This is a genomic window from Campylobacter sp. TTU_617, assembly GCF_016599045.1.
In the GTDB taxonomy this organism is placed as follows: domain Bacteria; phylum Campylobacterota; class Campylobacteria; order Campylobacterales; family Campylobacteraceae; genus Campylobacter_D.
In genome coordinates this window covers 14,959-35,123 of sequence record NZ_JAENKV010000003.1, presented here as the reverse complement: position 1 = coordinate 35,123, position 20,165 = coordinate 14,959, and the positions used below count along the sequence as shown (strand labels likewise).

The following is a 20,165-nucleotide window of genomic DNA, read 5'->3' as shown; positions in this document are numbered from 1 at the left end:
AATTCTTAATCTACTATAATTATTTCAAAATAATTTAAAATTTAAACTCAAGATAAAAATAATCTTTATTTTTAAATTTATAATAAAATTTAGACTTTTTATTATATTTTAACTTCAAAATAAATTTTAGAACTTTTTAATATCTTTATTAGTAAAATTTTTTAATTGTTCGCAACAAACGCAAATTCAAACTTTGAAATTCCAAAATTTAATTATTTTAATTCTTATAGGTTTTTATTTTTTATTAGTAAATTTTTGTTTTTTAAACGAGAAGTTCTAATAAAATTTATAAGATCTTCTGTAGTTTTAATATGATAAGGAAGTTTACTAAGGCAATATTTAAAAATTTCAGCTGCAGCTAAAGCATCATTTAAGGCTCTATGATGAATATTTTGTATACCTAAAATCTCTTTAAGAGCTTCAAGTTTATATTTTGGACTTTCAATACAACATTGTGCAAATTCTATAGTGCAAATTCGTCGATTAAGCAAAATTCCAAGATTATGATTATTTAAAGCTTTAGAAATAAAACTATAATCGAAACGAACATTATGTGCTACAAAAATACTATCTTTTAAAAAAGATCTAAATTGTTTTAAAACAATATCAAGATTAGGGGCACTTCTTACCATATCCAAATCAATACCAGTTAATTCAGTGATTTTATCAGGAATTTCATCAACTTTTATCAAAGAACAAAAACGATCAATTTCTTTAAAATTTTGAATCTTAACAGCACCAATTTCTAAAATCTCCCCATTTTTAATACCGCCTGTACTTTCTATATCAACAATACAAAATATTTCTTCTTTAAAATTTCTAATTCTTGAATTTAAAGTAAGCGTATTATCTTTATTTAGGTTAAATGAAATACCCATAAACTCTAAAAGTTTTAAATCTAAATTTAAATGCTTTAACTCATCAATCATAGAAAATTCATTAATAACCCACTCATAAGATTTACTTTGTTTAATAAGTTTATTAATAATTAAATCGATTTGTTGTAAATTCAAAATTCAAGCTTTAATGATTTAATAGCACTTGCATAATCATTAGAAGAAAAAATATGATTTCCTGCAACCAATATATCAGCCCCACAAGCTTCTAAATCACTAGCATTTAAACCATTTATACCTCCATCTACCTCTATAAAAACTTTTGCATTTTTTTTATCAATCATTTCTCTTAATTCTTTAATTTTTTCATATATTAATGGCAAAAATTGTTGTCCTCCAAATCCTGGATTAACACTCATTAAAAGTACTATATCAACAAATTCTAATATGTGTTTGATAGAATCTACGGGTGTATGTGGATTTAAAACAATACCAGGATGAATTCCTTGAGATCTTATATATTCACAAAGTCTCATAGGATGATTTTCTGCTTCAAGGTGAAAAGTAAGAAATTTAGGCTTTAAAGGGATAAAAAGATTTACAAATTTACTTACATCATTTACCATTAAATGGATATCTAAAGGAATTTTCGTAATACTTGAAATCCTTTCTATTACACAAGGGCCAAATGTTAAATTTGGAACAAAATGTCCATCCATTACATCAATATGCAAAAGATCAGCTTCTGCTTTTTCTATTGCCTTAATCTCTTCTTCAAGTTTTAAAAAGTTAGCAGATAATATACTAGGGGCTACATACATTTCTAACCTCATTTTTACATTAATATAAATAATTTAATTTAGAAAAATTTTATCTTTTATAAATTAAAAAAATATAAATAATTTGAATTTTTAAGTTTATTTAGATACAATTTCGTTTTTACTAGAAAAATACAGCTAAAATAAATCTCAAGCTTAAGGAAAAACTAATGTCAAGAATTTGTCAAGTTACGGGTAAAAGACCTATGGTCGGTAATAATGTTAGTCACGCTAATAATAAAACAAAAAGAAGATTTTTACCAAATCTTAGAACAGTTCGTATAACTCTAGAAGATGGTACAACAAAAAGAATAAGAATTGCAGCTTCTACTTTAAGAACTCTTAAAAAACAAAACTCTAAATAATATTAAGGAAACAAATTCCTTAATATCTTCATTTTTATTATAAATAAATTTTATATTTTTTTAAGTCTAAGTCTCCTTTTTATAAGATATAATATTAATTAAGCTTATTTTAGAAAAATAAAGGAAAACCATGCTACATGAATTCAGGGACTTGATATCATCATTAAAAGGTAAAGATGCTCACTTTGATAAACTTTTCGATCAACACAATCAATTAGATGAAAAAATTAAAAATGCTGAGAATGGGACTATTTTTTTAAATGATATGGAAATTTCAAAACTTAAAAAAGAAAAATTAATACTTAAAGATCAGCTCAACGAATATCTTTCAAATTACCAAAAGGAGTTATAATGTTTAGTTCAAAAAATAATCAAAATGATCTCAAATTTCTTGAAGAAGAAGTTAAAATCTATAAAGAAAAAATAAAACATCTAGAAAATGAGAATTTAAATCTTAAGACAAAAGTTAGCTCTCTTGAACAAGAAAGTTTAGAATCAAAACTTAAAACAGATCTTTTGAAAATTTTATTAGAAGGAGTTCTTAAAAATATTAGTATTGTTCAAAATAATATGCTAGATAATGTTAATAAAGCTGAAATTATTTCACAATATTCTCAAAACTCACTTAGCAAAATGGATGAACTTGATCATATTACTCATTCTATAACCTCTTCTTTAGAAGAAATTATAGAATCAGCAAATAAATCTCGCAATACTGCTGGAACTCTTCATAGAAGTGTTGATGAAATTACTAATGTTATCAATTTAATTAAAGATGTTTCAGATCAAACAAACCTTTTGGCATTAAATGCAGCAATAGAAGCTGCACGTGCTGGAGAATATGGACGTGGTTTTGCTGTTGTGGCAGATGAAGTTAGAAAACTTGCCGAAAAAACACAAAAAGCTACTGCTGAAGTTGAAATGAATATAAATTTATTAAAACAAAACGCAAATGAAATGTATTCACAAAGTGAACAAGTAGAAAAAGTTTCCACTGATTCTAATTCTTATATACAAAATTTTTCAAGTAAATTTAGCGAATTAATTCAAGAATCTAATTTAACAAATGCTAATGCAAAAGACATAACTTCTGAAGCTTTTATTTCTTTAGCCAAACTAGATCATGTTGCTTTTAAACTTAATGGTTATAAAGAAATTTTTGAAAAAACAGGAAATCAACTTGCAGATCACACCTCATGTCGCTTAGGAAAATGGTTGGCAAGTACAGGAAAAGAAAGATTTGGTCATAGTAAAATATTCTCAAAAATTAATGAACCTCATCAAAAAGTTCATGAAAATATGAATTCTGCAATCAATATAGCTCACTCTGAAGACTCATCAGCACAGATAGTGCAAAATAGAATTACAGAAAAATGTCAAAATGCAGAAAATGCTTCTTTAGAACTTTTCGATATTTTCGAAGAAATGCTCAAAGAAACAAGCTTATCTTATCAAAAAAATTAATTTAGCTTAAATTTTTAAGCTAAATTATATATTTTAGCTTTTTTCTTCATAAACCAAAAATAAGAATAATCAAGCAAAGAATTACGAATGGTATCTTTCAAAAAATCATCAAAATCTAAAACTTTTACATAAACAGCTTCAATCTCCTCTGCATCTATGCCTCCACCTTGACCTAATTTATCTTTTTGACTCACTTCTGCAAAATAAAGATTTTGCTTACTAACCCCAGATCCAAAGCCTGAATAAAACTCATTAATCTTTTCTAATTTTTTAGGGCAAAAACCAAGCTCTTCTATACATTCTTCTTTAGCAATATCTTCTAAGCTTAAATCTTTATCAACTAATCCAGAGCAAAGTTCTATGGTATATCCTAAATTTTTATTTTCTTTATATTCTTTTGAATTCATTTGATAATACCAAAGCGGAATTCTAAATTGTTTAACAAAAATAAAACTTTGCAAATCTATATGATACAATAAAATAGACACGCTATCCTTAGCACAAATAAAATCCCAAGAATACTTTTTGCCTTTATGTTCATAAGTGTATCTTTTAGGTTTTATATAAGGTGAAGAAATAAATTTTTCTTCTTTAAGTGTTTTTAAATTCATAATATTCCTTTAAAAACTTTTATTAAGCTATGAATTTATAATAAATCATTATAAATTCAAATTATTTAATTTTTTATAAATTTAAAAATCATATTTATAGCTTACCCAAAAACTCCTACCTTCGGTGTAATCTTGATATCGATTTGCATATCCTCCTGGCAATCCACTTGTTGTATAACTTGTAATACCTGGATCAAAAAAGTTTTTATCAAAGAGATTTTGTATAGAAAAATTAAGGATGCTATTTTTATTAACTTTATAATTTAATCCAATATCAACTATATAAAAAGGTTTGTATTTTTTCCAAGGTAAAGGCGTAGTATTTCCTCCTTTTGGTTTGCTAATAGTATCAAGTCTTGCTCTAGTTTTTATATAAGTATTAAATTTATCTTTTTTATAATTTAATTTTATCATAGCTATATGTCTTGGTAAATTCTCTATCCTATCACCGCCATAAATATTTTTTTTACCATCTTTATAACGATTATCCATAAAAGTATAAGTAGAATTAACACTAAAGCCATTATAAGATTTGGTATTAAAAGCAAATTCTATACCTTTTGTTCTAGTTTTTCCTAAATTTATAGGTCTTATACATGTGCCACTACTACAATCTATACCATTTAAAGTTCCATCTAAATATTCATTAGAAATTTGATTTTCAAAGTCTGTTATAAAAGCAGTTATAGAATAATGCGCAAAATTAAACACTCTAAAATCTATACCTAATTCATAGTTTATGCTTTCTTCTGGTTTTAAATTAGGATTTCCAAAAGAAGCAGTTCCATTGCTATAATTATAATATCCATTTGTAAGTTGTTTTGCTGCAGGAGTTTTATAACCTTTTGCCACTCCACCTTTTAAAGTTGTATTGTCATTTAAGTTATAAACTAAATAAATTCTTGGGGTAAATTGCGAATCAAATAAATCACTATAAATATATCTTAATCCTGTTGTAAATATAAGATTATTAGTAATAAAATATTCATTTTCTGCATATAAAGCAGCCAATGTTTGATCTAAATTTTTTCCCTTAATTTCACTTCCAGCAGATGAAGAATCATTTTTAAGCATTTCATAATCTAATCTTGCCCCAAAACTTGTAACAAAATTCCCATATTTGTCAAAATTAAATGGTGCAACCGCTTTACTTTCTCCTACAAAAATTTGACTATGCAAATCTATATCTTTAGTACTTCCATATTGAAAATAAGAATTAGTTGAAAACGAATCATATGTTCCATCATGATTTAAAACTATATTATCTTTAAACAATCTTCTTTCACTTTTTATTGCTCTACCACTTGTTGAATTTACACCTATTTCATTAATATAACGCTCTAAATCTAAATATACATCATTATTATCATTAATGTTTAAATTAAATCTAGTTCCAAAACCTAATGTAGAAAAAGCTCCTGGAGAATGACTAGCAATTTGATAGTTAGATGGTTTTTCAGATGATCCTTGATATACTGGAGTAGGCCATTTTAAATCAGAATCCTTCTTATCATAATACTTTAATCTAGCAGAAACTGAAAATTTATTATCAATAATTGGCGTTGCTACATAAAGATTTAATCCTCCTGCATTGCCGTATTTTTTAGGATGATTTTGTAAAAGCGTATTAAATTCAATAGATGCTTCTGTTTTATCAGGATTTTTTTTAGTGATAATATTTATAACACCTCCAACAGCATCACTTCCATAAAGCGTTGATGCAGGGCCTCTTATAACTTCTATGCGCTCAATCATTGATAAAGGAGGCAAATATCCTGATTCACTCCCTCCAAAACCATTATCATAAAAACCATTTGCAACACTTTGCCTTTTTCCATCAATTAGTACAAGGGTATATGTGGAACCAAAACCACGTATACTAAAATCATAAGTTCCTGTTTTATTCATAGTTACATCAACACCTGGAATATCAGCAATGGCTTCACCTATATCTTTGACAGGTTTTTGATTTAATTCTTCTTTTGTAATTACAGATATAGATGCAGGTGCATCTACTATACTCTGTTCAAATCCACTTGCGCTTATAACAGCTTCATCAAGTCTATATCCTTCTTGTGCAAATACAAAAGAATTTAAAAATAAAGAAAAATATAATAATTTCTTTTTTGTAAATTTTTGATATTTTAATTTCCTGTTCAAAATATTTCCTTTAAAATAAAATTGATATTAAATATCAATTTTGAATTATAGGAGAACTAACTTAAAATTATTTTAATAATAAATAAATATTTAATTTATTTAATAAATAAAATAAAAATTCAAATAAAATTAGATAAAAATAGATTTATGAAGTTATTTTTATAATTGGTAAAATAATAGAGATTTTTGATTTCTCAGCAGCGAGAAAAACTACTCATTTTAATAAAATTATTTTTAAGAAATTTATTTTTTCAAACTAAATAACTTCTTTTTGATGTTATGATAGCAATACCTATTAGATTTAACAATATAAAGTGTGAAGTCCATAGTTTACTTAGCTTAGCAAACTAACTTGACTCCCACACTACAAAGAGAAAAGTAAAAAAAACTTATTTCTTCAAATTCTACAAATGGGCGTTAATAAAAATTTGCTGTATAGAAATTTTTATTTTTAAAAATAGATTAAAAACAAGTATAAATTATTTTATATATTGGCAATATAAAATAATTTAATTCTATATTTTAGAACATTCAGTATAAGAACCACGTTTAAGAATTTTTTGCATACGATTAGAAGCAAGTTCTCTTTTATCAATTTTTTCAAGTTCTTCTAAAGACTTTTTAACATAATTTGCTATAGCAACAGCTGCTGCTTCTTTATTACGATGTGCTCCATTTATTGGTTCTTCTATAACATCATCTATTAAAGATTGAGATTTAAGATCATCTGCTGTTATCTTCATAGCCTTAGCCGCTACTTCATTTTTCAAAGGATCATTCCAAAGTATTGCCGCACACCCTTCTGGAGAAATAACAGAAAAAACTGAATTTTTCATCATAGCAAGTTTATCTGCAACTCCTATAGCTAAAGCTCCCCCGCTGCCACCTTCTCCAATAACAATAGCAATAGTAATAGTCTTAAGATCGCTTAATTCATATAAATTACGTGCTATAGCTTCACTTTGACCTCTTTCTTCAGCTTCAATTCCTGGATATGCTCCTGGAGTGTCAATTAAAAAAAGTATAGGAATTTCAAATTTTTCAGCAAGCTTTGCAACCCTTAAAGCCTTACGATATCCTTCAGGATGAGGCATACCGAAATTTCTTAAAATTTTATCCTTAGTCCCTCTTCCTTTTTGTTCTCCAATAACAATGAGTCTTTTTTGTCCCAAGTAGCCCATAAAACAAACAATAGAAGGATCATCTTTAAAAGACCTATCACCATGAATCTCATGAGCATCATTTAAAATAAGATGAATATAATCTAAAGCATAAGGGCGATCTGGATGTCTAGCAAGTTGCAAACGTCCAAAATCGCTTAAATTTTTATAAGTTTTTTGTATCTCTTTTTCAAGATTTTTTTGCAAAATAGCAACAGCTTCAAAATCACCTTTATTTTTTGCATTAATAATGTCTTGATCAATTTGTTCAATATTTTTTTCAAAATCTAAATATGAAGCCATTATTAATTATCTACTTTTTTAAAAATTACACAACCATTCGTGCCACCAAAACCAAATGAATTACTCATAGCAACCTTTAAATCTGTCTTTCTAGCTTTATTAGGCACATAATCAAGATCGCATTCTTCGTCTTTAACAATTTGATTAATAGTTGGTGGAATAATATTTTGTTCTAATGCCATAATACTAATAACAGCTTCAATAGCTCCAGCAGCTCCTAAGCAATGTCCTGTTTGACCTTTAGTAGAGCTTATTAAAGGAATATCATTTCCAAAAAGCGCTTTAATAGCTGCTGTTTCATTTTTATCATTAACTGGAGTTGAAGTCCCATGTGCATTAATATAATCAATTTTAATATCACCAGCCATTTTTAAAGCTTTTTGCATAGCTCTTAATGGACCATCTAATGTAGGTGAAGTAATATGATGCGCATCAGCACTTTCTCCAAATCCTATAAGTTCAGCATATATATGAGCACCTCTTTTTTTGGCCTCTTCATACTCTTCAAAAACTAAAGCTCCAGCTCCTTCTCCCATAACAAAACCATCTCTTTCTTTATCAAAAGGTCTTGAAGCTCTTAATGGATCATCATTTCTTGTTGATAAAGCTTTCATTGAAGCAAAACCACCTATTCCTACAGGACAAATAGCTGCCTCTGCACCTACAACAAGCATTTTATTAGCCGTTCCTAAAACTATACTTTTATAAGCTTCAGCTATAGCATGAGTTCCTGCTGCACAAGCTGTTACGCAAGAAATATTTGGTCCTTTTAAAGAATACTCTATAGAAATTAAACCACCTAACATATTAACAAGTGCTGATGGGATAAAAAATGGAGAAATTTTACGCGCACCCTTTTCAAAACAAATAATTGAATTTTTCTCTATATTAGGCAAACCACCTATTCCAGCTGCTGAAACAACGCCAAATTCCTCCTCTTGGAATTTTTCATTAAAATTAGCATCTTGCATTGCCTCTTTTGCAGCTTTTATTCCAAGTTGTATAAAACGATCAATTTTCTTTACTTCTTTAGCATCAACAACTTCTAGTGGATTAAAATTTTTTACTTCAGCAGCTATTTTTACAGGAAAATTACTACTATCAAAAAGAGTAATATTTCCAACACCACTTTTACCTTCACAAATTGCCCCAAAAGAGTCATTTTTATTTAGACCAAGAGCATTGATCATTCCAATACCTGTAACCACAACCCTTTTCAAGAATAACTTCCTTATTGTAAGAATTTAAAATTATTTCTTAAGATTATCGATATAATTTACAACATCCTCGATTTTAATAAGCTTTTCAGCATCACTATCAGGGATTTCTATACCAAATTTTTCTTCTAAAGCCATAATAAGTTCAACAACATCTAAGGAATCTGCACCTAAATCTTCAATTATCTTAGAATCCATTTTTACTGCATCTGCATCAATACTTAATTGTTCTACTACAACTGATTTTACATCATCAAAAGTTGCCATTATTTATCTCCTTGAATTTAAAATAAAGCGTATTTTATCCTAAAAAGCTTAAAAATACAATATTACTTTTTCATAATTCTTAAACTTATTTTATTATCATTTTCACTAAAAGTATAAATTAAATCTTCACTCGGATAAGAAATACTTTTATCTTTAAAATCTTTCTTATTTTCTAAAAAAATTTTTTCCAATAGAGGCGGAAGTTCTTTTTTTATTAAAAGTTTTGTAGGTATTCCCATTCCGTGAGTTAAATTTTTTATGAATTTATGATCTATATCTTTTTGATCAATTTCATAAAGTTGAGTATCAAAATTTAAATCTTTAAATTCTTTATATAAAATTCTTTTTTCTTCCAAAGAAAGGTATTCATCTTTTACAGAAAAATAACTAATATATTTTGTATGAGGATATTCACCCTGTATTACTAAATGATCTTTTTCTAAAATGTTTCTTATTTTTCTTCTTGCTGAAGAAAAAAAGTTTTTTGATTCTTTATTACTAGTCCAAAATGTTTTTGTAGAACAATGAGTATTAATATGATGAAAAAAATCAAAAGTCGAAAATTCGGCATATTGCATAAAATCAATCTCTTTGCCAAAACCAACAACCCTCCAAGGAAATTTAGCTCCGCTAGAATTATCAATGACTCCATCTATAAGCCAAGGAGCAATTTTAGCTGCAAGGTGTGATAAATATCCTCCGTGAGAAGTTCCTGTCATTATAACAGGCAAATCCCCCCCCCCCAGAAATTTTAAATGGAGGATTTGTTTTGATAAAAAGCAAAGCATTGATTAAATCTTGTGCTTGCATAATACCAAAATTCTGATATTCATTTTTACTAGGTTGTAAGCTTACATGAAGATTTAAAAAATAGCTAGGATTTAATTTTCCTTCAATTTTTCTTTTAGATAAACTTTGATTGATAAAATGAAATACTTCGCTCATTTTTTCATAAGTATCAATTTCTTGAACTCTTAAAGGAAGTGGCAAATTAATAGCTTTACAACTTTCATTTAAAATAAGCTTATCAATATCATCTAAATAAAAACTAGAACCTGTTTGAGGACGATTTCCTATACAATGATAATTAACCCCCACAATGGCAATATCTAAATTTTTAATCAAATCTCTAGCAATAAAATCTAAATAAGGATCATTACAATCAGTCCCAAGGCCTTGATTAATAAAAACTAAGGCCTTTACTTCTTTGATATCATCAAACCAAAGCTTAAATTCAAGCTTTGATTCCCTTTTTATATTAAGCTCAACATCATCACAAGAAGTGATTTCATAAGTTTTTTGATTTATCATTACATATAAAGCCCGCCGTTAATTTTAAGAGAATCTCCTGTAACATAAGAAGCATAATCACTAAGTAAAAATGCCACACAATAAGCAACCTCGTAAGGCTCAGCAAAACGTTTTAAAGGTATATTATCTTCATAAGATTTTTTAATCTCTTCGCTTAAAACCTCTGTCATATCACTTTTGATAAATCCAGGCGTTACAACATTAAAACGAATATTACGACTTGCTCCTTCTTTTGCAAAAGATTTAGTCATAGCAATCATCCCACCTTTACTAGCAGAATAATTTACTTGTCCAATATTGCCCATTTCACCTACTATAGAAGCTATATTTACAACGGCTCCAAAACGTTTTTTACTCATTATTTTTAATGCTTCTTTACAGCCTAAAAATGCTGAATTTAAATTTGCATTAATCACTTCAGTAAAGTCTTCTAATTTCATTCTTAAAGCTAGTTTATCATTTGTAATTCCTGCATTATTTACTAAATAACTAAGCTCTCCATCGCTTTCTACAATGGTCTTAATAGCAGCTTCAAATTCATCTTCCTTGCTTGCATCAAATTTAATTACAGCTGCTTTACCACCTTTTGATTCAATTTCCTCTTTTAAAGCATCTGCAAGTTTATGATCTCCTCTATAATTAATCCAAACCTTAAGATTAAATTCTGCCAAAACTCTTGCAATATAAGATCCTATACCTTTACTTGATCCTGTAATTAAAACATTTTTTCCACTAAATTTCATTTTTACTCCTTTTAATTTTAAAATTATACAATGCTTTTTTATAATTAAATTAATTTATACCTAAATTAAAATAAAGCTTCATTCATTTCTTCTGGAATACTAAGCCCCATAATCTTTAAAATACTTGCAGCTATATTGCTAAGTCCTTTATTTTCTTTAAGTTTTGTAACATTTTTTGCCTCAATAAAAGCAAAAACATCAAAAGTTGTATGATTGGTAAGTAATTCTCCTTTATTATTTTGCATAGCTTCACAATTACCATGATCGCTTGTAATAACAAAAGCATAATCATGCTCTCTAGCTTTTTTTATAATTTCTCCCAAACAATCATCTACAGCTTCTACTGCCTTAACAGCTGCTTCAAAATCTCCAGTATGTCCTACCATATCACCATTAGCAAAATTAACAACTATAAAATCCTCTTGATTTTTTATACCTTTTAATACCACTTCAAGCACCTCATAGGCACTCATTTGAGGCATTAAATCATAAGTTTTTACTTTAGGACTTGGAATTAAAACCCTCGTTTCATTTTCAAGTAGCTCTTCTTTACCTCCATTAAAAAAGAAAGTTACATGAGCATATTTTTCAGTTTCTGCAGTATGAAGTTGTCTCAAACCAGCTAAAGAAATAATTTCGGCTAAAGTATTATCAATCTTTTCTTTTTTAAATAATACTGGAATATTATACTTATCATCATAAATAGTCATTGTAAGTAAATTTTTAAAAATTTTTTCACGCTTAAATTCTTTAAAATTTTCATCATTTAAAACTTCAATAATCTGTTTCATTCTATCATTTCTAAAATTAATAAAAATAAGCCCATCTTCTTCATCAATTCCATTAAATTTAGGATCAATCGTAGGTTCTAAAAACTCATCAGTAATATTTTTTTCATAAGAATTTTTAATATAATCAACAAAATCATTATTTTTTAATACTTTAGCTAATAAACAATCATAATACTTTTGCGTTCTTTCCCATCTTTTATCCCTATCCATAGCATAAAATCTTCCACATAAGCTTGCAAATTGTATATCTTTTTCTTGACAAAAATTTGTTATATCTTTAATAAAATTTAGACCACTTTTAGGATTTGTATCTCTACCATCGCTTATTATATGAGCACAAACTTCATTCCCTGCCTCTTTGCAAATTTTAAGTAAAGCTTTAAAATGCGTATGACTTGAATGCACTCCTCCATCACTATATAAACCTATAATATGAATTTTTTTACATTTTTTTAAAAGATTTTGAAGATTAGAGTTATCTTTTAAAGTATTATCTTCTATGGCTTTATTGATTCTTACTAAATTTTGATAAATAATGCGCCCACTTCCTATACACATATGCCCTACTTCGCTATTACCCATTTGGCCTTCTGGCAAACCTACTGCTAAACCACTTGTTTTAATAAGAGTATGAGGTACCTCTTTAAAAAGTTTTTCATAATTTGGCTTTTTAGCATGAAAAAAAGCATTAAATTCGCGATCTTGATTGTGTCCTATGCCATCTGTTATAACTAAAATACATTTTTGCTTCATTTTTCTAAACTCTTTATAAGATTATTTTTTGCTTAATTTTACTAAAATTAAACTTTAAAAACAAAAAAAGGCTTTAAATTTGTATTATTTATCTTATTTTAGTGATTATGCTTTTTTTACTTATATTAGTGTGCGTGCAGGATTTGCATTTTTCATTGCTCTTTGCCTTACTTTATTTATTATTCCAAAATTTATAAGATGGGCAAAAACAAAAAATGCTAACCAGCCTATATATGAACACGCTCCACAAAGTCATCAAATAAAGTCAAAAACCCCAACAATGGGCGGAATTATCTTTATATCTTGTGCTGTCATTGCTAGTTTAGCATGTATTAAATTTGATAATCTTTTTGCTATTTTAGCACTTTTATGCCTTATTTTATTTTCTCTTATAGGTTTTATTGATGATTTAGGTAAAATTCTTTATCAAAATAATCATAGTGGTCTTAGCGCGAGAGCTAAACTTATGGCTCAAATCATTGCATCTTTACTTTGTTGTGTACCGCTTTATTTTTATGGATTTAATACAGATTTATATATCCCTTTTTACAAGCATCCTCTTTTTGATTTATCTCTTTTTGCTATAGTTTTTTGGATTTTAGTTCTAATTTCAAGTTCTAATGCGGTAAATTTAACAGATGGGCTTGATGGATTGGCAACGGTTCCTTCCATATTTTCTCTTGCAACTTTAGCAATTTTTATTTATTTAAGTGGAAATCTTAATTATAGCGAGTATCTACTTTTACCTAAAATTCAAGGACTTGGAGAAGTTTCAATTGTTTGTGCAGCTTTAATTGGGGCTTTAATGGGATTTTTATGGTATAACTGCTATCCAGCACAAATTTTTATGGGAGATAGCGGTAGCTTAAGCATAGGAGCTTTTATAGGATTTTTAGCAATTATTAGCAAGAATGAAATTTTACTTTTACTTGTAGGGTTTGTTTTTGTTCTTGAAACTATATCTGTTATCTTACAGGTTGGAAGTTTTAAAATATTTCATAAAAGAGTATTTAAAATGGCTCCTATTCATCATCATTTTGAAAAAGTTGGCTGGGTAGAAAATAAAATTATTGTGCGTTTTTGGATGATAGCTTTACTTACTAACTTAATCGCTCTTGCTTCAATAAAATTAAGATGAAAAAATCTTTATTTGGCTACGGAAAAACTACTAAAGCTATAGCCCAAAAACTAGGTGGTTTTGATATTTATGATGATAATTTTAAAAAACCTTTAAAAGATGAATTTAATAATAATTTATTGCCTATAAATTATTTTAATCCATCTTTAAGCTCTCTTGAAATTGCAAGCCCTGGTTTTCCCAAAGATCATATCCTTGTTAAACAAGCTAGAAATTTAATCAGTGAATATGATTTTTTTTACGATATTATGCCAAGAAGTATCTGGATAAGTGGAACAAATGGAAAAACAACAACAACGCAAATAACCCAACATCTCTTAAAGTCTGTAGGTGCTGTTATGGGTGCAAATATAGGAATACCCCTAGCCGATTTAAACCCTTATGCAAAATTATGGATACTTGAAACTTCATCTTTTACTCTTCATTATACAAAAATAGCAAAACCTGAAATCTATGCTCTTTTACCTATAAGCATAGATCATATCTCTTGGCACGGAAGTTTTAAAACCTATGAGGAAGCAAAGCTTAGCGTTTTAAGTAGAATGCAAAAAAGTGATAAAGTTGTACTTCCTCAAATTTATGCTGATATTCCTACAAAAGCAGATAAAATCACTTACAAGAACGAAGAAGATTTAGCAGAAAAAATGGATATTGACTTAAAAAAAATTAATTTTAAAAAGCCTTTTTTAATCGACGCTCTTATAGCTTGTAGTATAGAAAAAATAATCCTTAAAGACATTAACTATAGACTTTTATCTACTTTTAAAATGGAAGAAAATAAATTAGAAGAATTAAAAGATCATCTAGGAAGAATTTGGATAAATGATACAAAAGCAACTAATGAAAGCGCTACTTTAGAAGCTCTTAAACGTTATAAGGATAAAAAAATTTATCTTATTATAGGTGGTGATGACAAAGGAATGGAATTTAAGAACTTGTTTAATTTTATGAAAAAACTAGATATATCACTATATATCATAGGAGCAAATATACAAAAACTTAATTCTTACGCTCAAGATTATAATATAAAAGCTTATCAATGTCATTTTCTAAAAGAAGCTATAAAAGAAATTTCTAAAAAACTAAAAAAAGATGAAATTGCTTTATTAAGCCCTGCTTGTGCAAGTTTAGATCAATTTAGCTCTTATAAAGAACGTGGAGAAATATTTAAAAAAGAAATCAAACAATTAAATAATTAAAAAGTTTAAAAAATTAATAATTTAAACTTTTTAATTTATTTTTTTAAATTAAATTTTTATCTTTTAAGATTACATAAAGTCTTATAGTTGAAATAAAAAAAGTTAAAATAGCTGGGCCTAAAATAATACCCCAAAATCCAAAACTAGAAATTCCAGCTATCATTGCTAAAAAGATTAAAAATTCATTGATATTAGTAGGAGTTTTAACAAGCTTTTTATTGATCCATTTTATAATTAAAGGTTTAATTAAAGTATCCGCCAAAAAAGATATTACTAAAACAGAATATCCAAAAATCCAAAAGGCAGCTTTTTGATTGTTCATAGCAAATTCATAAAGACTAATAGGTACATAGATTAAAGCACCTCCAATAGCTGGGATCAAAGAACTTATCGAAAAAATAGCACCCATTAAAAATCCATTATAACCAAAAATAGTAGTAATAATGGCAAACAATGCTCCTTGAAAAATAGCAACAATAACCATAGAATAAAGTACTACCGCCATAACATTACTTACTTCACTTAAAACATCTTCTAGTTCTTTTTTTTCAATAGGTACAATAGATTTTATATAAATTACGAGCTCTGTTCCATAAAGATTTGCAAAAAAATAAAATACACAAATTAACACCATATCAATTAAAAACTTAGCACCACTTTTGGTAAAAATTGAAGCATAAGCTAAAAATTGCTTTGAAAAAGTATTAAGATCAATATTACTTAAAAACTCTTTTATTTTTGGCTCTAAAAAACTAAAAGATTCAGGAAGAGAAAACTCATAATTCTTGATATAATCTAAGGTATAAGTAATAGTATTTATATCAAAATTTTTCAAAACTCTAACAAATTCTATCATAGCATAAACAAAAGGAGCAAAGAAAAGGATAACAATACAAGCAGTAGTCATACAAGTAGCTAAAAATTTATGACCCTTAGCTAAATTTAAAAATTTTAAATGCAAATTAGAAGTAGCTACAGCCATTAAAATAGCAATTATTATAACAAGTAAAAAATTTTTAAAAAGATAAAGCAAAAGCACTAAAACAACCAAGATAAAACATATTAAAAATATTTTGCCATTTTTCATATAATTTTAATCCTCAAATAAATTTTTTTGATAATTTAGTTTTAGAATTTTAAAACTCTTTGCACTTGCAATTCTTCCTTTGGCTGTTCTTTCTATATAACCATTAGCAAGTAAATAAGGTTCAATCACATCTTCAATAGTATTTTCATCTTCACTTAATGCAGCAGCAATACTAGCAAGTCCTATAGGTTTTTGCTTTGCAGAAGTTAAAAGTTCTAAATATCTTAAATCCATAGCATCAAAACCAAGCTCATTAACACCTAAAGAATTTAAAGCCTCTTTAGCCCTTTCTTCACTAATATTTTCTTCATCATTTACATCAGCAAAATCTCTGACCCTTTTTAAAAGCCTTAAAGCAATTCTTGGCGTAGAACGTGATCTTTTAGCAATCTCGAGTGCAGCTTTTTTATCGCAATTTTTGCCAAGTTTATTTGCGGCTTTTTGCAAAATAAGAGCTAATTCTTCATTTTTATAAAATTCTAAACGAAATTGCATTCCAAAACGATCTCTTAAAGGATTGCTAAGCATTCCTGCTCTTGTTGTAGCACCGATTAAAGTAAATTTAGGCAAATCAATTTTTATTGTTTGTGCGGCAGGACCACTTCCTATAATAATATCAAGCCTATAATCTTCCATAGCTGGATAAAGCACTTCTTCTATGGCAGGGCTTAAACGATGAATTTCATCGATAAAAAGAATATCACCTTCACTAAGATTTGTCAAAATAGCAGCCAAATCTCCACTTTTTTCTATCATAGGTGCTGCTGTTGTTTTGATATTTGTATTCATTTCATAAGAAATGATATTAGCCAAAGTTGTTTTTCCAAGTCCTGCAGGTCCGCTAAAAAGAATATGATCTAAACATTCTTTACGCTTCTTAGCAGCACTAATAAAAATATGAAGATTTTTTTTAATCTTTTCTTGACCGATATATCCATCAAAATTTGAGGGTCTTAGAGAGGTTTCATAAGTTTCATCTAAAGAAAATTTTTCTATTTCTACTATTCTATCCATTTTAAACTGCTTTGAAAAATTAAATGAAGAATTTTAACAAAGTATAGTTTTAATTTTTATAAAAAGATTATTTATATTTTATAAGAAATTTATCAAAAATAAATTAAAACTTTTTGCCAAAAATTTAAAAATATCTATTAACTTTAAAATTTAGTTTTTAGCTAAAATTCGATAAAATTTAAAGTGAATTTTTAGAATAATGGTTTAAAAATGGGAATTTTAACAAAATTAGAATTAGATTATGAAATTGATGATATAGAGAAATTTTTGCAATTTTTTAGAACCATGTGCGATCGCTTTGAACCATTAATTATAAAATTAGGCACAGATAAACAAAAATATAAAGAAGCCATAAAAGAACTTGAAACTTTAGCACATAATACTGCTTGGGCAGCAAGGCGTTTAGAACTTCAAGAAGTTACAGATTTTTGTGTATTTTGCGAAGAAATGATGGTTCAAGCAAGTCGTTTTGAAGGACCTGCAAGTGAAGAATTTACAGATTGGATGCTTTTAATGAGTGATCAATTTGAAAAATATTGCAGATCTTATGAAAATGATGATTCTGTTTTAGCTATTTTTAATCCTTTAATTGTTAATGTTCCAAATATCATTTCTAAATAATGGGAGCGACTTGGCTTCGACAGGAGTAAGTTTGCAAAGATGGCATACCGCTTTGGGCAAAGCGTTAAAAGCCTAAATAAAATTAAACGCAAACAACGTAAAATTTGCTCCTGCTTACGCTAAAGCTGCGTAAGTTCAGTTGAGCCCGAATTTTAAACGATACTATCTAGTTTAAAATTTGGTCATTACAAGATAGTGTAGTCTTTGATTTGACACATCAAAGATGAAATAAAAGTCTTAGCCAAATCTTAAAGTTTTGGAAGATGAGCTTGATTTGGTGAATTCTTCATCTTTACTAAGTATGTAGAGGTCTTTGTGGAATTATTTTTGGACAGGGGTTCGATTCCCCTCGCTTCCACCAATCTTAAATAAAAATATTTATCTTCACTATTAATTACAACTTTTAATTTCATAAAAATTAAATTTTTATTTTTAATTTATAAAATCACATTTTATAACATCTATTAAGTTATAAAGAAATATAAAATTAAAGCTTATAGAAAACAAGCTTTAATGTAAAATATCTTTAATTAATTTTTGTAAATTTCTTTTTATTTCTTCTTCATCTTTTAAAATAAAACATTTTGCTTTTGGCCAAAAGAAACTTTTAGGATCTTCAAATTTCCCCCAACGCCAATCAAATCTAGGATGCAAAAGAACTATCGTTGGAATATCCATAGCCAAAGTTAAATGAGCAATCGCACTATCAATGCTGATCATACAATCAATATCAGATAGATTATTTAAAGTATCATTCCAATTTTTTATTTTTTTAGTTCTATCCTCTATATTTTTAGGTAAATTTTCGTTTGATTGCATTTGAAAAGAAACAATTTCATAATCTAAATCTTTTAAAACATCAAATAATAATTCAAATTTAAAATTTCTTAACAAATCAGAACCCTCTGCATTAGGAGTAAAATAAAAAATACCTAATTTTTTCTTTTTATTTTGTGGCTTTTTTTGTGCTAATATTGGTGTTTTTAATTGTTTAATTTCGCTTAATTTAATATCAATTAAAAAAGGCAAAGAGCAAATAGGGATAGCATAATCAAATTTTTTAGGTAAATTTTTTAAAACTTTTAAATTATTAAAAATATCATCATTTGAATTTAAAATTTTTATTTGATTTTTAAACATTTCATACATTGCACTTTGAGGAGCAAATAAAACTTTTGATGCAATTTTACAAAGCTTTTCTAAACATCTTGCATACATTATAGTATCCCCAAAACCTTGCTCGCAAAATACTAAAACTTCTTTATCTTTAAAAGCATTGACACCAAATTTATTAAAAGCTTTTACACTTTCATTATAATGATAAGTAGAAAAAGTTTCATTATGCGCATAAAATAATCTACTCTCATAATATTTCTTACCCTCTTCAAAATTATCATCCACTCCCATACGCATTAAAAGATATGCAAGATCAAATTGATAAGTTGCGTGAGTATTTAAACTTAAACACTTTTGATACGCATTATAAGCTCCTTGATAATTAGCACTAAATTCCAATACTTTAGCATAATTTTGCCAAAATTGTGCATGATGCTGATTTGCTTCTTCTAAGGATTGAAAAAGTTTTAAAGAATCACTCACCCTAAAAAGCTTAAAAAGCAAATATGCTTTTTGTGGCAAAATTTGATGAGTTAAAAAATCTTGTATCTTAGAGATAGTAAGATTTTCTTTGGTTTTGCTATGGAGTCTATCTTGAAGATTATTTAAATTAGGACTATAGCGTCCCATAAGGGTTCCATTTTGTAATTTATCTATTAAATTTTGCATAAAATTATATAATTCTTCATGTGCGTTTAATGCTTTGATAAAGTCATTCTTAAAATAAATTTCTGCATAATCTTTCCATAGATCCAGATTATACAAATCTTTTGAAAGAAGTTCTTTAAAAATTCTTTCAGATTCATCAAATTTATTTATAAATTTATAAAGAAAAGCTAATTGTAGATTAATTTCATTTTGCAAATCATCTTTACGATCTAAAAGTTTTTGCAATAGATTTAACGCCTCATCAAATCTTAAATTTTCAATATAGCTTTTAGAAAGCATAAGACCATTAAAACTTGTAGGATTGATAGAAAAAAGCTCTTGAGCATAGTATAAAGCTTTTTTAAAAAGCGAAAGTTTATAAGATGAGAGCATAGCAAATTCTAAAGCAAATTTTGAATTTTCTTTTAAAAATTTCTCACTTAATTCTAAACATTTTTCATAATTAGCATTAAAATAATAATAATAAATTTTATCAAACATAGTTTTCCTATAAAATATTTTATTTTAACTTTATATTATGAT

The 20,165-nt window shown here is 27.2% G+C and carries 18 protein-coding genes, 1 other RNA gene and 2 pseudogenes; 8 read left to right on the top strand and 13 right to left on the bottom strand.

Going from position 1 to position 20,165, the window contains the following annotated elements:
- Nucleotides 1–224: 224 nt before the first annotated feature.
- Both GQV94_RS02245 and rpe read right to left on the bottom strand, forming a co-directional pair.
- Nucleotides 225–1,013, bottom strand: a complete 789-nt coding sequence (locus tag GQV94_RS02245) for a 3'-5' exonuclease (protein WP_200169347.1) — start codon at nucleotides 1,011–1,013, stop codon at nucleotides 225–227.
- Nucleotides 1,010–1,657: a ribulose-phosphate 3-epimerase gene (gene rpe / locus GQV94_RS02240; protein WP_200169346.1), complete on the bottom strand. Its 648-nt coding sequence runs from the start codon at nucleotides 1,655–1,657 to the stop codon at nucleotides 1,010–1,012. The genes GQV94_RS02245 and rpe overlap by 4 nt, the downstream gene beginning before the upstream one ends.
- Before the next feature lie 167 nt (nucleotides 1,658–1,824).
- Here rpe and rpmB point away from each other — a divergent pair, with 167 nt between their 5' ends.
- The 4 genes and pseudogenes from rpmB to GQV94_RS07930 all read left to right on the top strand — a co-directional run bounded on the left by rpmB (nucleotide 1,825) and on the right by GQV94_RS07930 (nucleotide 3,483).
- Nucleotides 1,825–2,019 carry a 50S ribosomal protein L28 gene (rpmB, locus tag GQV94_RS02235; RefSeq protein ID WP_200169345.1) on the top strand — a complete coding sequence of 65 codons (195 nt, stop codon included), beginning with the start codon at nucleotides 1,825–1,827 and terminating at the stop codon, nucleotides 2,017–2,019.
- 130 nt (nucleotides 2,020–2,149) lie between these two features.
- Nucleotides 2,150–2,371, top strand: a complete 222-nt coding sequence (locus tag GQV94_RS02230) for a YdcH family protein (RefSeq protein ID WP_200169344.1) — start codon at nucleotides 2,150–2,152, stop codon at nucleotides 2,369–2,371.
- 410 nt (nucleotides 2,372–2,781) lie between these two features.
- Nucleotides 2,782–3,048 (top strand): annotated as a pseudogene (locus GQV94_RS07935) (methyl-accepting chemotaxis protein); the annotation flags it as partial.
- Nucleotides 3,031–3,483 carry a CZB domain-containing protein gene (locus GQV94_RS07930; protein ID WP_373563784.1) on the top strand — a complete coding sequence of 151 codons (453 nt, stop codon included), beginning with the start codon at nucleotides 3,031–3,033 and terminating at the stop codon, nucleotides 3,481–3,483. The pseudogene GQV94_RS07935 and the gene GQV94_RS07930, both read left to right, overlap by 18 nt.
- A 14-nt stretch (nucleotides 3,484–3,497) precedes the next feature.
- On the opposite strand, the gene GQV94_RS02220 is transcribed toward GQV94_RS07930, so the two are convergent.
- The 8 genes and pseudogenes from GQV94_RS02220 to gpmI all read right to left on the bottom strand — a co-directional run bounded on the left by GQV94_RS02220 (nucleotide 3,498) and on the right by gpmI (nucleotide 12,799).
- Nucleotides 3,498–4,094, bottom strand: coding sequence for an NUDIX hydrolase (locus GQV94_RS02220; RefSeq protein ID WP_200169342.1), 597 nt, complete (start codon nucleotides 4,092–4,094; stop codon nucleotides 3,498–3,500).
- Nucleotides 4,095–4,175: 81 nt separating this feature from the next.
- Complete coding sequence (locus GQV94_RS02215; RefSeq protein WP_200169341.1) at nucleotides 4,176–6,254, bottom strand: TonB-dependent receptor domain-containing protein; 2,079 nt, start codon at nucleotides 6,252–6,254, stop codon at nucleotides 4,176–4,178.
- 515 nt (nucleotides 6,255–6,769) lie between these two features.
- A complete protein-coding gene (locus tag GQV94_RS02210) occupies nucleotides 6,770–7,717 on the bottom strand; it encodes an acetyl-CoA carboxylase carboxyltransferase subunit alpha (protein WP_200169340.1) in 948 nt (315 codons plus the stop codon).
- A gap of 2 nt (nucleotides 7,718–7,719) precedes the next feature.
- A complete protein-coding gene (locus tag GQV94_RS02205) occupies nucleotides 7,720–8,937 on the bottom strand; it encodes a beta-ketoacyl-ACP synthase II (RefSeq protein WP_200169339.1) in 1,218 nt (405 codons plus the stop codon).
- A gap of 30 nt (nucleotides 8,938–8,967) precedes the next feature.
- Nucleotides 8,968–9,201, bottom strand: coding sequence for an acyl carrier protein (gene acpP, locus GQV94_RS02200; protein WP_131163651.1), 234 nt, complete (start codon nucleotides 9,199–9,201; stop codon nucleotides 8,968–8,970).
- 62 nt (nucleotides 9,202–9,263) lie between these two features.
- A pseudogene (locus GQV94_RS02195) lies at nucleotides 9,264–10,512 on the bottom strand (DUF2920 family protein).
- Nucleotides 10,512–11,255, bottom strand: a complete 744-nt coding sequence (gene fabG / locus GQV94_RS02190; protein WP_200169338.1) for a 3-oxoacyl-ACP reductase FabG — start codon at nucleotides 11,253–11,255, stop codon at nucleotides 10,512–10,514. The pseudogene GQV94_RS02195 and the gene fabG overlap by 1 nt, the downstream one beginning before the upstream one ends.
- Nucleotides 11,256–11,320: 65 nt before the next feature.
- A complete protein-coding gene (gpmI, locus tag GQV94_RS02185) occupies nucleotides 11,321–12,799 on the bottom strand; it encodes a 2,3-bisphosphoglycerate-independent phosphoglycerate mutase (protein WP_200169337.1) in 1,479 nt (492 codons plus the stop codon).
- 79 nt (nucleotides 12,800–12,878) lie between these two features.
- Here gpmI and mraY point away from each other — a divergent pair, with 79 nt between their 5' ends.
- Both mraY and murD read left to right on the top strand, forming a co-directional pair.
- A complete protein-coding gene (gene mraY, locus GQV94_RS02180) occupies nucleotides 12,879–13,937 on the top strand; it encodes a phospho-N-acetylmuramoyl-pentapeptide-transferase (RefSeq protein WP_200169336.1) in 1,059 nt (352 codons plus the stop codon).
- Nucleotides 13,934–15,136: a UDP-N-acetylmuramoyl-L-alanine--D-glutamate ligase gene (gene murD / locus GQV94_RS02175; protein WP_200169335.1), complete on the top strand. Its 1,203-nt coding sequence runs from the start codon at nucleotides 13,934–13,936 to the stop codon at nucleotides 15,134–15,136. Before mraY ends, murD begins: the two co-directional genes overlap by 4 nt.
- A gap of 43 nt (nucleotides 15,137–15,179) precedes the next feature.
- Here murD and GQV94_RS02170 read toward each other — a convergent pair whose 3' ends face one another.
- Both GQV94_RS02170 and ruvB read right to left on the bottom strand, forming a co-directional pair.
- The gene (locus GQV94_RS02170; RefSeq protein WP_200169334.1) at nucleotides 15,180–16,223 is read right to left on the bottom strand and encodes an AI-2E family transporter; all 1,044 of its coding nucleotides are present in this window, start codon (nucleotides 16,221–16,223) and stop codon (nucleotides 15,180–15,182) included.
- A gap of 6 nt (nucleotides 16,224–16,229) precedes the next feature.
- Nucleotides 16,230–17,237: a Holliday junction branch migration DNA helicase RuvB gene (gene ruvB, locus GQV94_RS02165; RefSeq protein WP_200169333.1), complete on the bottom strand. Its 1,008-nt coding sequence runs from the start codon at nucleotides 17,235–17,237 to the stop codon at nucleotides 16,230–16,232.
- A gap of 210 nt (nucleotides 17,238–17,447) precedes the next feature.
- Between ruvB and GQV94_RS02160 the strand changes: the two genes are divergently transcribed.
- Both GQV94_RS02160 and ssrA read left to right on the top strand, forming a co-directional pair.
- Nucleotides 17,448–17,858, top strand: a complete 411-nt coding sequence (locus GQV94_RS02160) for a histidine phosphotransferase (RefSeq protein ID WP_200169332.1) — start codon at nucleotides 17,448–17,450, stop codon at nucleotides 17,856–17,858.
- Between the two features lies 1 nt (nucleotide 17,859).
- Nucleotides 17,860–18,219: a transfer-messenger RNA gene (gene ssrA, locus GQV94_RS02155) on the top strand.
- A 149-nt stretch (nucleotides 18,220–18,368) separates the two neighbouring features.
- Here ssrA and GQV94_RS02150 read toward each other — a convergent pair.
- Nucleotides 18,369–20,123, bottom strand: a complete 1,755-nt coding sequence (locus GQV94_RS02150) for a hypothetical protein (protein WP_200169331.1) — start codon at nucleotides 20,121–20,123, stop codon at nucleotides 18,369–18,371.
- Nucleotides 20,124–20,165: the final 42 nt, after the last annotated feature.

What these genes read in the sequence shown, in the direction of transcription:
- GQV94_RS02220 (WP_200169342.1), bottom strand. Translation starts at nt 4,094, where the DNA reads ATGAATTTAAAAACACTTAAAGAAGAAAAATTTATTTCTTCACCTTAT.
- ruvB (WP_200169333.1), bottom strand. Translation starts at nt 17,237, where the DNA reads ATGGATAGAATAGTAGAAATAGAAAAATTTTCTTTAGATGAAACTTAT.
- fabG (WP_200169338.1), bottom strand. Translation starts at nt 11,255, where the DNA reads ATGAAATTTAGTGGAAAAAATGTTTTAATTACAGGATCAAGTAAAGGT.
- rpe (WP_200169346.1), bottom strand. Translation starts at nt 1,657, where the DNA reads ATGTATGTAGCCCCTAGTATATTATCTGCTAACTTTTTAAAACTTGAA.
- GQV94_RS02170 (WP_200169334.1), bottom strand. Translation starts at nt 16,223, where the DNA reads ATGAAAAATGGCAAAATATTTTTAATATGTTTTATCTTGGTTGTTTTA.
- gpmI (WP_200169337.1), bottom strand. Translation starts at nt 12,799, where the DNA reads ATGAAGCAAAAATGTATTTTAGTTATAACAGATGGCATAGGACACAAT.
- murD (WP_200169335.1), top strand. Translation starts at nt 13,934, where the DNA reads ATGAAAAAATCTTTATTTGGCTACGGAAAAACTACTAAAGCTATAGCC.
- acpP (WP_131163651.1), bottom strand. Translation starts at nt 9,201, where the DNA reads ATGGCAACTTTTGATGATGTAAAATCAGTTGTAGTAGAACAATTAAGT.
- rpmB (WP_200169345.1), top strand. Translation starts at nt 1,825, where the DNA reads ATGTCAAGAATTTGTCAAGTTACGGGTAAAAGACCTATGGTCGGTAAT.
- GQV94_RS02150 (WP_200169331.1), bottom strand. Translation starts at nt 20,123, where the DNA reads ATGTTTGATAAAATTTATTATTATTATTTTAATGCTAATTATGAAAAA.
- GQV94_RS02230 (WP_200169344.1), top strand. Translation starts at nt 2,150, where the DNA reads ATGCTACATGAATTCAGGGACTTGATATCATCATTAAAAGGTAAAGAT.
- GQV94_RS02160 (WP_200169332.1), top strand. Translation starts at nt 17,448, where the DNA reads ATGGGAATTTTAACAAAATTAGAATTAGATTATGAAATTGATGATATA.
- GQV94_RS02210 (WP_200169340.1), bottom strand. Translation starts at nt 7,717, where the DNA reads ATGGCTTCATATTTAGATTTTGAAAAAAATATTGAACAAATTGATCAA.